Annotated in this window: 11 protein-coding genes; 6 read left to right on the forward strand and 5 right to left on the reverse strand. The window is 64.0% G+C overall.

What is annotated here, in order from left to right; translation table 11 throughout:
* Nucleotides 1-777: 777 nt before the first annotated feature.
* Both OUZ30_RS04310 and fusA read right to left on the reverse strand, forming a co-directional pair.
* Nucleotides 778-1,281 (reverse strand): GreA/GreB family elongation factor, encoded by a 504-nt coding sequence (locus tag OUZ30_RS04310; protein WP_266180954.1) that lies wholly within the window; start codon nucleotides 1,279-1,281, stop codon nucleotides 778-780.
* 137 nt (nucleotides 1,282-1,418) lie between these two features.
* Nucleotides 1,419-3,458, reverse strand: coding sequence for an elongation factor G (gene fusA / locus OUZ30_RS04315; RefSeq protein ID WP_266183096.1), 2,040 nt, complete (start codon nucleotides 3,456-3,458; stop codon nucleotides 1,419-1,421).
* Between the two features lie 473 nt (nucleotides 3,459-3,931).
* On the opposite strand from fusA, the gene OUZ30_RS04320 reads away from it, so the two are divergent.
* The 3 genes from OUZ30_RS04320 (at nucleotide 3,932) to OUZ30_RS04330 (ending at nucleotide 8,292) form a co-directional block, all read left to right on the forward strand.
* Entirely contained in the window at nucleotides 3,932-4,762 is an 831-nt protein-coding gene (locus OUZ30_RS04320; protein ID WP_266183097.1) for a hypothetical protein, read from the forward strand.
* 62 nt (nucleotides 4,763-4,824) lie between these two features.
* Entirely contained in the window at nucleotides 4,825-6,750 is a 1,926-nt protein-coding gene (locus tag OUZ30_RS04325) for a hypothetical protein (RefSeq protein WP_266180955.1), read from the forward strand.
* Between the two features lie 267 nt (nucleotides 6,751-7,017).
* A complete protein-coding gene (locus OUZ30_RS04330) occupies nucleotides 7,018-8,292 on the forward strand; it encodes a threonine/serine exporter family protein (protein WP_266180956.1) in 1,275 nt (424 codons plus the stop codon).
* A 66-nt stretch (nucleotides 8,293-8,358) separates the two neighbouring features.
* Here OUZ30_RS04330 and OUZ30_RS04335 read toward each other — a convergent pair whose 3' ends face one another.
* From OUZ30_RS04335 to OUZ30_RS04345, 3 genes are all read right to left on the reverse strand, one after another.
* A complete protein-coding gene (locus OUZ30_RS04335) occupies nucleotides 8,359-8,682 on the reverse strand; it encodes an H-NS histone family protein (protein WP_266180957.1) in 324 nt (107 codons plus the stop codon).
* Between the two features lie 287 nt (nucleotides 8,683-8,969).
* A complete protein-coding gene (locus OUZ30_RS04340) occupies nucleotides 8,970-10,667 on the reverse strand; it encodes a proline--tRNA ligase (protein ID WP_266180959.1) in 1,698 nt (565 codons plus the stop codon).
* A 118-nt stretch (nucleotides 10,668-10,785) separates the two neighbouring features.
* Nucleotides 10,786-11,244 (reverse strand): DUF4124 domain-containing protein, encoded by a 459-nt coding sequence (locus OUZ30_RS04345; RefSeq protein ID WP_345781036.1) that lies wholly within the window; start codon nucleotides 11,242-11,244, stop codon nucleotides 10,786-10,788.
* A gap of 73 nt (nucleotides 11,245-11,317) precedes the next feature.
* Here OUZ30_RS04345 and pssA point away from each other — a divergent pair, with 73 nt between their 5' ends.
* From pssA to rimI, 3 genes are read left to right on the forward strand one after another with little or no spacing between them, the layout of a single operon-like run.
* Nucleotides 11,318-12,088 carry a CDP-diacylglycerol--serine O-phosphatidyltransferase gene (gene pssA, locus OUZ30_RS04350; RefSeq protein ID WP_266180961.1) on the forward strand — a complete coding sequence of 257 codons (771 nt, stop codon included), beginning with the start codon at nucleotides 11,318-11,320 and terminating at the stop codon, nucleotides 12,086-12,088.
* A 2-nt stretch (nucleotides 12,089-12,090) separates the two neighbouring features.
* A complete protein-coding gene (locus tag OUZ30_RS04355) occupies nucleotides 12,091-12,567 on the forward strand; it encodes a hypothetical protein (RefSeq protein ID WP_266180962.1) in 477 nt (158 codons plus the stop codon).
* 6 nt (nucleotides 12,568-12,573) lie between these two features.
* Nucleotides 12,574-13,044, forward strand: coding sequence for a ribosomal protein S18-alanine N-acetyltransferase (rimI, locus tag OUZ30_RS04360; protein ID WP_266180963.1), 471 nt, complete (start codon nucleotides 12,574-12,576; stop codon nucleotides 13,042-13,044).
* The last annotated feature ends 83 nt before the right edge of the window (nucleotides 13,045-13,127 follow it).

Below are 13,127 nucleotides of genomic sequence, written 5' to 3' on the forward strand. Positions count from 1 at the left end.
ACTCCTTCTCCCCTTTGGGGAGAAGGTTGGGATGAGGGGCGGGTGCATGCTGTCACGCGACAACTGAGCGTGGCCGCAAGGTTGCCGCTTACGCAGCGGGCGTTTCGATCGCCTGCCGGCGCTCGAGTCACTTTTCTTTTGCTGGCCCAAAAGAAAAGTAACCCAAAGAAAACGGCCTTACGAGCTGGTAGCACTCCGTGGGATAGAAGCGTTGGAAGGTTTGTGCAAGCCAATAGCTGGTCGCCCACGGCGAGACACAGCGGCTACCCCGCAACGCGCCAAAGCGGTGAGGACTTAAAACAGGCTCGGCAGACGGTCGAAACGCTTTTGGGACCCGACCGCCGATTCGGCCACCCCACCACTCCACCACCCGAGCTTTAAGCCCTCTACGCCTCGGCGCGTTGCGGGGTAGCCGCGGTGTGTCGGCCGTGGGCCGCCACTCATTCGGCTGGCCACGCCCTTCAGGCTCGTATCCCGCGTAATGCTATGAGCTCTCAAGGCCATTTTCTTTGGGTTACTTTTATTTTGGGCCAGCAAAAGAAAAGTGACCCGGACCGCGGCAGCGGTTCGGAACGCCCGCTGCGTAAGCGGCAAGCTGGCGACACCGCCCAGTTGTCGCGTAAATGCGAGCACCCGCCCCTCACCCCAACATCCTCCCCATAGGGGGGAAGGAGTAAGAGCGGGTGGCTCGGCGCTTGAGCGAGCGGCCGAAGCGTTCCGTGGATTGGGCTAGACACCCATGGTGACTTTCATCGGGCAGACAGCGCGAAACCCAGATCACCCATCCGCGGGATAACCGATCCCCACCACCTCCACCGTGAGATCACCCGCCGGTCGGTGCCACACCACTTCATCGCCGACACGCGCCCCCAACAGCGCCGTGGCCAGTGGCGATACATAGCTGACCAGTCCGTGCTCCACATCGGCTTCGTCCTCGCCTACGAGGCGGTAACGAGCGTGACCTTCGTCGCTGTCGACGATGACTTCGGCGCCGAAAGCGACGCGGTCGCGGGGCTGTTGCAACAAATCCACTTCGATGGCGCTGCCGACGCGCGCGGTAAGCCAACGCACGTCGCGCTCGACCGCGGCAAGCTCGCTTTGCACCGACAGCAAGTCGCTGTTGGCACGCAGCGCATCGCGGTGCTCGCGCGCAGCGATCATGCGCGCACGCAATTGTTCCAGCCCGCGCGGCGTTACGTAATTGGGATGTTCGCTCAGCGGGATATCCGGCAGTCGTTCGCCGACGGTCTCGTCCGCATCCTTCACAAAGGCGCGACTCATCTCATGCCTCCAGCGCCGGGTGCGCCGGCGCATGCTCTATTCATTGACATGGCGGCGATACCGCCGCGCATCAAGCGCCATGCAGGCCTCGGCGACGTGCGCGGCTGGTGCCGGGCACGTCATCGACCCGCAGCGAATCAGTCGTCTTCCACGTGCGGCTTCCAGGCCTCGGTGAGCTGTTTCTGTACCGGTGGCGGCACCGGTTCGTAGTGGCTCAGGTCCAGGCTGTAGCGGCCGCGGCCGCCAGTCATGGCCTTTAGCTCGGTGGGGTAGTCGGTGAGTTCGGCGAGCGGCGCCTGTGCCTTGATGACCAGTTCGCCGCCGCGCAGCGAATCGGTGCCAAGGATGCGTGCACGTTTGCCGGCGAGGCCGCCGGTCACGTCACCCACACTGGCTTCGGGAATCGCCACTTCGACGTCCACGATGGGCTCGAGCACGATCGGGCGCGCCTTGCCCACGGCATCGAGGAACGCTTTCTTTCCCGCACTGACGAAGGCCACTTCTTTCGAGTCCACCGGATGGTACTTGCCGTCGTACACCGTCACGCGCAGATCCTGGAGCGGGAAGCCGGCGACGGCGCCGTTTTCCAGTGCCTGGCGCACACCTTTCTCGATGGCGGGCAGAAACTGGCCGGGAATGACGCCGCCTTTGACCGCATCCACAAATTCGAAGCCCGCACCGCGATCCAGCGGTTCCACGCGCAGGAATACTTCACCGAACTGACCCGCACCACCGGTCTGCTTCTTGTGGCGGTGATGGCCTTCCGCGTGGCCGGCAATCGTTTCGCGATAGGCGATGCGTGGCGGGTGGGTGGTGACCTCCACGCCATAGCGTTCCTTCATGCGTTCGAGCATCACTTTCAGATGCAGGTCGGATAGACCGCGCACCACGGTCTCGTTGAGTTCCTTGTGATGTTCCACGCGGAAGCAGGGGTCTTCTTCCGCCAGCCGCACGAGTGCCTGCGACAACTTTTGCTCCTGCCCCTTGTGCCTGGGTTCCAGCGCAAGCCCGAACATCGGTTGTGGGAACTGCATCGGCGAGAGATGGATGCTGTCTTCGTCGTGGGAGTCGTGCAGCACGGCGTCGAAGTGAATTTCCTCCACCTTGGCGATCGCGGCGATATCGCCGGGAATCGCCCGATCGATTTCTTCATGCGTCTTGCCGCGCAAGCGGAACAGGTGTCCGACCTTGAACGGCTTCTTGTTGTCGTCAATGAATAACTGGGTGTCGCGACGAATCGTGCCCTGCCACACGCGGAACACGCCGAGCTTGCCGACGAAGGGGTCATTGACGATCTTGAATACGTCAGCGATCACGTGCTGTGCGGGATCGGCATTGACCGTGATGCGTTCGCCTTCGCCGTTGACGAAGGGTGGTGGATTGCCTTCGGCGGGGTTTGGCAGTAGTCGCTCGGCGACTTCGAGAAACTCCTTCACGCCAACGCCCGTACGTGCACTGACGAAACAGATCGGAATCAGGTGGCCTTCACGCAGACATTGTTCAAAAGCGTCGTGCAGTTCCTGTGGGCTGAGGTCACCTTCACCCGAATCGAGGTAGTGCCCCATCACCGCTTCGTTGATCTCCACCACCTGATCGAGAATGCGCTGGTGCGCTTCGGCCAGGGAGGAGAAATCCGTCGTGCCCTTGTCGTGGAAGAAACAATCAAGCACCTGTTTGCCGCCAAGGCATGGCAGGTTCACCGGCAGGCATTGCGTGCCGAATTCCTCGCGCAATGCGTCGACCAGTGCGCCGAGTTTGGCACCCTCGAAGTCGATCTTGTTGACGACGATGACACGCGCAAGGCGACGTTGCGCGGCGCGCTCCATCATGCGGCGCGTGCCGTATTCGATGCCGTTGATGGCGTTGACCACGACCGCGATCGTTTCGGCCGCTGCAAACGAGGAAAGCGTCGGTCCGCGGAAGTCCGTATAGCCAGCCGTGTCGATCAGGTTGATGTGGCTGCCGCCGTAGGGAATGCTGGCGATGGCGCTGTCAATGGAATGCCCGCGCGCCTTTTCCTGACTGTCCGTATCCGACTGCGTGGTGCCTTTATCTACCGAGCCCTGCGCCTGGATCACGCCGCCGGCATGGAGCAAGGCTTCGAACAGGCTGGTCTTGCCGGCACCAGCATGGCCGGTTAATGCGATGTTGCGGATATTTTCCGTGTTGTACGACACGATGCGACCCTCCTTTGCAGGGCGCGGGGTCGTGCCGACGATGACCTGCGGCGCCGCACGAAGCCGCACGAGCGACTGACGATGGCGGGCCGTCATGGTCGTCCGGGCGTTCGGGACGCGGGGGCGGTCATGGCGGGTACGGTGGTGGGAACCGTTTGCATAGCCTTGAGCCAATGTCGCGCCGGGTCAAGTTGCACTGCGGGGCAGGGAACCCAGGCACTGGCTCGCTGTCAGCATCAGTCTCCCCCCTCGCGTGGCCTGAAGGATGCAGGCGGCGCAGTTTTCTCTATGAAAGACGGAAGGGACTCGTCATCGAGCATACCGAGCAGGTCGAACATCATCGCTGGACGTCGCCCGATCCCCTGAAACGCGGGCTGGCGCCACTCGATGGCCCCACCCGCGCACTGTTGCACCAGTTGCGCTGGCGCAAGGCGCCGCCAAACCGGCGACGCCAAGGGTTGGCCTTGGGCATCGTGTTGCTGCTGCATATCTTGTTCGGGCTACTTACCTGGCACGAGATGCGCTTGCGCAACCTGTCTGCGGTGGCTTATCGGCGCGACCACGCCCTGCAGGTTCGCCTGATCCCCCGCGCGGCCATTCGTCCTAGTGCCGAGATCGCCCCGCTGGCGCTGCCGCCCCCGCCGGCCCCGGTCGTCGCCATGCCGCATGAAGTCGTGAAGCCACCGGCGGTGCACGAGGCGCCCGCGAAGAACGCGATGACCGTGAGCCCCCCCGCGGCCGCGCCGGCACCCGCACCGACGCCTCAGCCATACGAAGGGTCGGGGCAGCAGGCGTTGCCGTCCGCCAGCAGCGCAGCCCCCGCCGCGGCACCCGGCTACGTGCAGCGGATGCCCCAAGGCGATGCCAAGGTGATGCAGCACGACAGCCCCATCACCTACAAACCGACTCGCTTCGAGGAGGGTTTTTCACATGGCGGCAGCAGCGTCGACGATGCGTTGCAGCGTGCCGTGGACAGCACGACGGTGAAGAAGACCTTTCACATTGCGCCGGGCGTGCGCATCCATTGCGCGATCTCGTTCGCTGCGCTGGCGGGTGGCTGTGGGGGTGATCCGCCGCCGCCACCGTCGTCGAAGAGTGGCGATATGCGCCTGAACATGGCGCCCGCCAACGCATTGACGCCGGGTGCGTCGGCTCCGCCTGCGCCCAGCATTGACGAGTGCATTGCGATCTACCGTGCCGACAAGCCTCTGCCGCACGGCTGCCCAGTCGATACGCCGACGCGTTCGGTCGATGCCGAACTGCGGGAACGTGCCGCGCACCCGGGGGACCAAAACGGCGGATAGCCAGTCGCCGGCGCTGTGCGGGGGCTTCTCAGATAGCCCGGGTCGCCGGCTACACTTGCCCCATGGACAGGGAATCCTCCGCCCGGCTGACTGTGTCGCTTCCGTCGCCCAAGTCAGCGGCGGAGGGCGGTGCCGTGTATCGCCGGCGGCGAGCCGAGCGACCGCGCGATCGCTGGTTGCGCATCCTGGCTCTGGTCGGGACGCTCGCCGTCCATCTGGTGTTTCTGGTCGGTGTGATCCTAGGCCCGGCTTATGAGCAGGAAGAGCCCAACGAAGAATCCACCGCGGCGCTGCAAGTCCGGCTGATCGAGAAAAAGCAGGAAGAACCTCCACCGCCACCACCTGTACGTGGCACGCCGCCCAGGCAGGTAGGGCCGATCCATCGTGGCAATGCGACGAACGCGCCGCGCACGGTGAAGCACAGCACGCCGGCAACGCGCACCGACAACGACATCTCGCCCGTACCCGTGCCCGCGCTGGAGGCGCCGGTGATCGCCACGGCAGCGAAGCCGACCGCGCCAAAGCCGGAAATCACGGCCGCACCGTTGCCGCCGGTCACCGTACCCAAGCCGGCAGCCACGAAAGAGTTGCAGCCGGTGCCGACGGCGGCCCAGCCACCGCAAGTCGCCCTGGAGACACCGCCCGTGTCGCAGCCGGTGCCACCGAAGTTCCAGCCCGAGCCCGTGCGCAAGCCCCAGCTGGAAGGCAACGAGCCGGTACCGCCACCGGCATCGCTGGCGATACCCGAGATCCCGCCGCAATCGGCGCCCGTCGTGGAGGCGCCCACCATCGCCATGGAAAAGGCTGCGCCGGTAAATACACCGCCCAGCGTGGCGGCCGTGGCACGGCCGGAGCAGCCTGCTGCGCCGCCAGAGCCGGAGATGCAGGCCGTGCCGTTACCTGCGCAGCCCGCACCTACGGTCAACCTGCAGCCTGAACCCAGTACCGTGACGCCGGTGGTGTCGCGCGAGCATCCGCAGATCCAGGCGCCCGCCATACAGGTGGCGGAACCCGAACTCGAGGCGGTTCCGCTGCCGCCGAATCCGCAGCCGAGCCTGGAACGCCCGCAGGCGCCGCGTCTGGAGACTGCAGCGCCCAAGGCGATCGCGCTGGAGAACACGCCGACGATCGAGCGGCCGCAGATCTCCGCCGAGCAACCCCCACAGGCGGCACCGAGCCCGTCAAGCGCGGCTCCCGCCTCGACCCCCTCGGCGGCGCCAGCACCCAGCGCGGCGGCCGCCCAGGAAAGCGCTGCCAGCAGTGAGAGCAGCAAGTCGGCGGGTGAGCAGGGCGCCAGCCGTGCGCCCAATGCCACGCCACAAGGCAGTAACGCGGGAGCGCCCGGACAGCCCAGTGGCGTGAACCAGTCACCCGCGGTGGCCGGCAAGAATGGATTGAATCTGTCCGTGCCCCCTGGTCAGGGCAATGGACAAGGACAGCAAGGTGAGCACGAGTCCGCTGGACCCACGGGCACCTATGTCCAGCTCAAGCCACACGGCAATACCGAAATCATGTCGCACGGCACGCCCAATATTGGCTACCAGGCGACGCGCTTCGAGAAGGACTGGACGCCGGAGGGTGAGAGCTCGATCGATACGGCGCTTCGCCATGCGGTGGAGAAAACCACCATGCGGCATACCTTCCACCTGCCGCGTGGCGTACGTGTCGAGTGCGTGGTGATGCCGTTGTTCCCGATGGCCCTGTTCGGCTGCGGCAATGGCGATCCGCCGCCGAAGCCGGTGGACGACGTGGTCTACGAGCGGATGAAGCTTGCGCCAAGCAATCCGCTGGTAACGCCGGCACCGGCAGCCACTCAGGCCTCACCGGTGATGGCTACGGCCAAGCTGGACAACAGCGCGCAGTGCGCCGCGGCGCATGTGGGCGGCGGACCGCTGCCGCCAGGGTGCGCAGCTGATCCGCCTGCTGTGAATTCGGTGCCGGCGCGGGCGGGCAGTACATGGGTGCCCGCGAGTGATCAGTTTCACTGAGGTGATGGTGGTCGTTTGGCGGGATGCTGATGCATCACGATGTTGTTCATCGTCACGGCGACGCACAGTCGCTTTCGATCGTCATCTCCGCTCGAAGTCGTGCGGCTGTTGAGCGCCGTCGGCATGATGAAGCGAAATGCGGATCAAAAGCGTCGCAACCCTAACAATGGCCATCCAAATCAGTTTTACTAGCCGCATGCCCATGGCCACACCGACATCGCCCCTACCCATGCCAAGCCCTGAACATTCCATGCGATTCCTCGCGCGATGACGCCGTCCGTCGTCGTTACGTCGCTTGCCATGGCGCCACTGAATACGCGCATTGCCTTCCTGCTGGAGCTGGCGCGCCGTCTTCATCAGTACGGTACGGCTGCGCCGCGCCTGGAGGGGGCCATTGCCGGTTCGGCGCAGCGGCTTGGGCTGGTTGCCGATGTGTGGTCCAGTCCGACCGCCATCATCATCTCGTTTACCGATCTGGCGCAGAGCGAGCAGGATGTGGCCCAGGTCACGCAGGTGATGCGGTTGGCGCCGGGTGATGTGAACCTGGCGCGCCTGTGTGATGCCGACGCCATCGCCGACAAGGTGATCGCCGGTGACATGGAATTGCGCGAGGGGTTTCGACTTCTGCGGGATCTGGGGCGGCCGGAGACGCGTCGCGCGCAGGCCGGCGTGATCGCCAGCTATGGCCTGGCGGCGGCCACCGTCGTGGCCTTGCTGCTCCACAGTTCATGGGCGGATCTGATTGCGGCGGCGTTTATCGGTCTCATCATCGGCGTCATTACCGTGCTGTCGGCGACGCGACCTCGTTTGGCTGTTGCGGGCGAGGCGATCAGCGCCATGGTGGCCACCGTCATTGCCATCATGGTCAGCCAGTTCATCGTGCCGCTGGCGATCAAGTCAGTGATCCTGGCGGGCTTGATCGTTTTGATGCCAGGCATGGCGCTCACCACGGCCGTGCGTGAAATATCCAGTCAGCACCTGGTGGCCGGTGTGGCGCGCATGGGCGGCGCCATTGCAACGCTGATCAAGCTGACCTTCGGTACCGTGGCGGGCACCCAGCTGTGCAGCGCTTTCGGTGTTGTGGGGCGCGACTACGCCCTGCCACCATTGCCGTCCTGGACGGATTACCCGGCCCTGTTGATGGGCGCCTTTGCGTTTGCCATTTCGTTTCGCGCGGCGCGGCGGGACTGGCTGGTAGTGATGGCGGCCGTGGTGCTCGGTTATCTGGTGACGCGCTGGGGCGGTGCTTTTGGGGGAAATATCCCCGCTGCGCCATTCGGCGTATTCCTGGGTGGCTTGACGCTTAGCAGTCTGGCCAATCTCTACGCGCGCTTCGTGCATCGCCCGGGCGCGATCATTCGTGAACCCGGCATTATCTTGCTGGTGCCAGGCAGTGTCGGCTACCGCAGCGCATCCTATTTGCTGGAGCGTGACACCAGCCTGGGTATGGATACGACCATGCTGCTGATTACCTTGTTGATTGCACTGGTGGCGGGGTTGTTGTTTGGAGATCTTTTGATCGCTCCGCGTCGTTCACTCTGAATAGCCCACGGAAATAAAAAACGCCGGCGCTAGGCCGGCGTTTTCATTATCGGGAACCTGCGGCGATCAGATCGCCAGATCCTTTTCCTTTTTGCCCGCCTTCAGCGCGTCATTGAACCAGCGCGGGCGCTTGCCGCGGCCGGACCATGTCTGCTCCGGCTCGGCGGGATTACGGTACTTTGGCGCCACCGTGCCACCGCTGCGGCGGGTCTTGGCGCGGCCGGTGCCGAAGATATCCTCGAATGCATAGCCCTCGGCTTTGATCAGCGCGTGAATCTTCTCACGCAGCTTGGCGACCTTTTCCTTACGCAGTTCATTCTGACGCAGTTGAGCCTTGCTGATCAGATCATTGAGCTGGTTGTGATTGAGGCTCTTGATATCAACGGCCATGAGCAACTCCCGAAGGTGAGTATTGGCGATAAATGGGCATCGCCTCAATAGGGACGATGCATCTTCGATTTACTTTTGATTCTCTAACATGTGCATCGCAATTGCAAAGAGTGTCAATGAATGAATCCACCTTTGGTGAGGCCTATTAGCAATGAATCTGAATTTGAATGGGAAATGCATGGATTTCGGACACTCAAAAATGTTCACCATAGTCAGTGCGCTGACAGTGCCCGTAAATAAAAACAGCCGCATTGGCGGCCGTTTTTATGGATCTTGCAACGGGTGGCTTAGCCGAGCAGGGAGAGCAGCTCGTCCTGCGTAATGGCACGGCTTTCCGCGGCATCGCGCGCGCGATATTCCAGCGTGCCGGCAGCCATGCCGCGTTCGCTGATAACGACGCGATGGGGAATGCCAATTAATTCCATGTCGGCGAACATTGCGCCCGGGCGAAGGCCACGGTCGTCCAGCACGGCTTCAATGCCGCGCTCATTTAGCTGCCTATAAAGCGCATCAGCTGCCTGGGCGATGTCGGGCGAGTTCTTGGGATTGATCACGCAGACGGCGATGCGCCAGGGCGCCATCGCTTCGGGCCAGATCATGCCGGCGTCGTCGTGGCGCTGCTCGATGGCCGCAGCGACGATACGGCTGACACCAATGCCGTAGCAGCCCATGTACATGACCTGGGCCTTGCCGTTTTCGTCCAGTACGGTGGCCTTGAGCGCCTCGGCATATTTCTGGCCGAGCTGGAAAACGTGGCCCACCTCGATGCCCCGCGCGATTCGCAGCGTGCCGTGGCCGTCCGGCGAGGCGTCACCCTCGATGACCTTGCGGATGTCCTCGATGCGGCTGATGCGCGCATCGCGGTCCCAATTGGCGCCGGTGTAATGGGTACCATCCTGATTGCCGCCACAGACGAAATCGGCGAGTACGGCGGCACTGCGATCGACGATGACCGGCACTGAGGCGGGCAGGCCGACGGGGCCGAGGAAGCCAGGGCGGGTCCCGGTCAGTGCGAGGATCTCTTCCTCGCTGGCCAGCTCCGATGCGCCCGGAAGCTCAGCCAGATTACCGGCCTTCACTTCGTTGATCTCATGGTCGCCACGCACGCACAGCGCGACCAACCCTTCGGTCCCGCGCACCAGGATGGTCTTCACGCACTGTTGTGGCGGGATCTTGAGGAACGCAGCCACCTCATCGATGGTTTTTTGCGTGGGCGTGTCCACGCGCTGCAAGGCGGCGGCAGGGGCAGAGCGCCCGATGGCCGGTGCCAGCGCCTCGGCCTTTTCGATATTCGCCGCGTAGTCGGAGCCGTCAGAGAACGCGATGGCATCTTCACCCGAGTCGGCCAGGACCTGGAACTCATGGCTGGCGTTGCCGCCAATGGCGCCGGTGTCGGCCTGCACGGCGCGGAAGGTCAGGCCCAGGCGGGTGAAGATGCGCGAATAGGCCTGGTACATCACATCGTAGGTGGCGGCCAGCGAAGCGGGCGTGAGGTGGAACGAGTAGGCGTCCTTCATCAGGAACTCGCGCGCGCGCATCACGCCAAAGCGCGGGCGGATCTCGTCGCGGAACTTGGTCTGGATCTGGTAGAAGTTGAGCGGCAGCTGCTTGTAGCTCTTCAACTCGTTGCGCGCGAAGTCGGTGATGACTTCCTCGTGCGTGGGGCCGTAGCAGAACTCCTGCTCCTTGCGATCCTTGATCTTCAGCAGCTGGCCGCCGAATTTCTCCCAGCGGCCGGTTTCTTCCCATAGCTCCTTGGGCTGCACGGAAGGCATCAGCATCTCGATGGCGCCGGCGCGGTTCATTTCCTCGCGCACCACCTGCTCCACCTTGCGCAGCACGCGCAGGCCCAGCGGCGACCAGGTGTAAAGGCCGGAAGCGAGCTTGCGGATCATGCCGGCACGCAGCATCAGCCGGTGGCTGGTGATTTCGGCGTCGGCGGGGACTTCCTTGACGGTGGCCAGGTGGAATTGGCTAAGGCGCATGCGAGCGGATCCGGCGGGTTAAAAGAGGCCGATTATAGCTATCCGCGACGCCGACTCCGTGGATTCGGGCCCAAGATCCGCGTCGTGGGCCCAAATCTGCAGGTCATGGTTCGGTTGTTCAGCCGCCCGAGCAGTACTGCTGGTACTGGGCTTCGGCTGCGCTCTGCTGTTGCTTGCGCTGGTCGGCGCCCATCACTTTTTGCTGGCCGCCGTCGTCCATCACGACCGGACCGCTGCTCTTGAGCGTCTCAAGATTGGTCTTGAGCGAGCTGCACAGCTTGGCGCGGTTCTCGGGCGTGTCGGCTACTGGCTGGGTCGATGGCTTCGTGGCTGATTCGCCTTCGCCCTCGGTGTTGGCCTTGGGGGCAGGCTGTGCCAGCGGTTCCACCGTACCGGTGGTGGTGACCTTCTTGTAGTTGGTGCCCTGCGGCGGGGGAGCATCTGAGTAGTGCACTGTGCCGCTGGCGTCCGTCCATTTATAGGCCTGGGCGGCAACCAGGGGCGCAACGAGCAGTAACGCGGCGGCGATCAGCAGGCGGCGCATCGGGTTCTCCAAGGCTTTGGACAAGGTGCTCAAGTTAACAACCCCCTTCGGCCGGACTCAAGCGGCAGATGGTTTACACTGCGCGCATTCCGTCACGGATTGATTCATGAGCGACAGTACGCCAGTCCGCCCCCCGCGTCATAGGGGTATTTACCTGCTGCCGAACCTGTTCACCACTGGCGCCATGTTCGCCGGTTTCTACGCTATTGTCGTAAGCATCGGTGGTGACTTCAGCTCGGCCGCCATTGCCGTGTTCGTGGCCGCGCTGCTGGACGGTATGGACGGCCGGGTGGCCCGCCTGACCGGCACGCAGACCGAGTTCGGCGTCCAGTACGACTCGCTGTCGGACCTGGTGAGCTTCGGCCTGGCGCCTGCGCTGGTGATGTACACCTGGTCCTTGTCCACCTTGCGCGACTTCGGCCCAACCTGGGGCAAGATCGGCTGGGCTGCCGCCTTTATTTATGCGGCCTGTGCCGCGCTGCGCCTGGCCCGTTTCAATACCCAGGTGGCGGTGATCGACAAGCGCTACTTCCAGGGCCTGCCCAGTCCGGCGGCCGCTGCGGTGTGCATGTCCTTCGTCTGGAGCATGGACAAGTTCGGCATCCTCGGCGAAGAGGTGTGCTTCATCACGATGGTGATGGCGGTGGTTGTGGGCCTGCTGATGGTCAGCCGATTCCGCTACTACAGCTTCAAGTCGCTGCCGATGGGCGATCGCGTGCCGTTCCTGTGGATCATCATCGGCGTGTTGATCCTGGTGCCGTTTTTCGTGGATCCGCCGCGGGTGTTGTTCGTGGTGTTCACGCTGTACCTGCTATCCGGGCCGGTCATGACCCTGTGGGGTCGCGCGACCCGCCGTCGGCGTCGCGGAGCGGCTTGAGCATGGCCGCGCTCGCACACGCCTCGTCGGCCCAACGTGCGCGTGTGCTGCGCGCCTTGGGTGTGACGCACTGGGTGCGTCGCGTGCCGTCTGAAGTCGTTGCCGCAACCACCGAGTCAGTGCCCGCAGCCGCATGGTCGGGCGAATGCGTCGTGCTGTTGCCGGCGGGTTGCTCGCAGCGCGAACTGGACCTGGTGGGGCGTGCGTTGATGACCAGTGGCGCGACCGTGGCTCGTGCGCCACGTATCGAAGTGAGTAACGGCCGGTTGCCGTCGGCGCCGGAGGCCCGCGCCTATCTCGTGTTTGGCGAGGCGCAGGCGCATGCGCTGGGTCGTGAGCTGCCTGCCGCGACGCTCAGCCGGGCGCATATCGTGCTGGCCGACGAGCCGGCCGGCGTACTGGCCTCGGCGGCCGGCAAGCGTCGCCTGTGGAATGCGCTGCGCAGCCTGCGGCGTGCCCTGGCCGCACCCATGGAGTGATTGACCATGGTCGCTGTGGCCCGTCCCCATGTCGAGATCCGCACCATGCGGCGCGAAGACTTGCCAGCCGTCGCGGCGATGGAGGCCTCCTCCTACGATTTTCCCTGGTCACAAGGCATTTTCAGCGACTGCCTGAAGGCCGGTCATCCCTGCTGGGTGATGTGGGCCGAAGGCGAGGCGGCGGGTTACGGTGTGTTGTCCGTAGCCGCTGGCGAAGCCCACGTGCTGAACGTATGTATAGGTCCGGGGCATCGTGGGCTTGGCCTGGGTCGGCTGCTGATGCGACGACTGCTCGATATCGCACGCTGGAACGGCGCGACGCGCGTGTTCCTCGAGGTTCGGCCGTCCAATCCGATTGCGCAGAAGCTCTATGAATCGATGGGCTTTGCTGAGATCGGTCGCCGGCCCAAGTACTACCCGGCCAAGCAGGGGCGCGAGGATGCCATTGTGATGGCGCTGGACTTACTGCCGTCGTAGCGCATTTCTCCTTCTCCCCGAAGGGGAGAAGGTCGGGATGAGGGGCGGGTGCTCGCGAAGGAGTGGCTACAAAGCCGGCTCTG

It is taken from the genome of Dyella humicola (assembly GCF_026283945.1).
Classification (GTDB): Bacteria; Pseudomonadota; Gammaproteobacteria; order Xanthomonadales; family Rhodanobacteraceae; genus Dyella; species Dyella humicola.

Bases quoted from the DNA above. Each gene is read 5' to 3' on its own strand.
- OUZ30_RS04310 (WP_266180954.1), bottom strand. From the start codon at position 1,281: ATGAGTCGCGCCTTTGTGAAGGATGCGGACGAGACCGTCGGCGAACGA.
- OUZ30_RS04325 (WP_266180955.1), top strand. From the start codon at position 4,825: ATGGACAGGGAATCCTCCGCCCGGCTGACTGTGTCGCTTCCGTCGCCC.
- OUZ30_RS04330 (WP_266180956.1), top strand. From the start codon at position 7,018: ATGACGCCGTCCGTCGTCGTTACGTCGCTTGCCATGGCGCCACTGAAT.
- OUZ30_RS04335 (WP_266180957.1), bottom strand. From the start codon at position 8,682: ATGGCCGTTGATATCAAGAGCCTCAATCACAACCAGCTCAATGATCTG.
- OUZ30_RS04340 (WP_266180959.1), bottom strand. From the start codon at position 10,667: ATGCGCCTTAGCCAATTCCACCTGGCCACCGTCAAGGAAGTCCCCGCC.
- pssA (WP_266180961.1), top strand. From the start codon at position 11,318: ATGAGCGACAGTACGCCAGTCCGCCCCCCGCGTCATAGGGGTATTTAC.
- OUZ30_RS04355 (WP_266180962.1), top strand. From the start codon at position 12,091: ATGGCCGCGCTCGCACACGCCTCGTCGGCCCAACGTGCGCGTGTGCTG.
- rimI (WP_266180963.1), top strand. From the start codon at position 12,574: ATGGTCGCTGTGGCCCGTCCCCATGTCGAGATCCGCACCATGCGGCGC.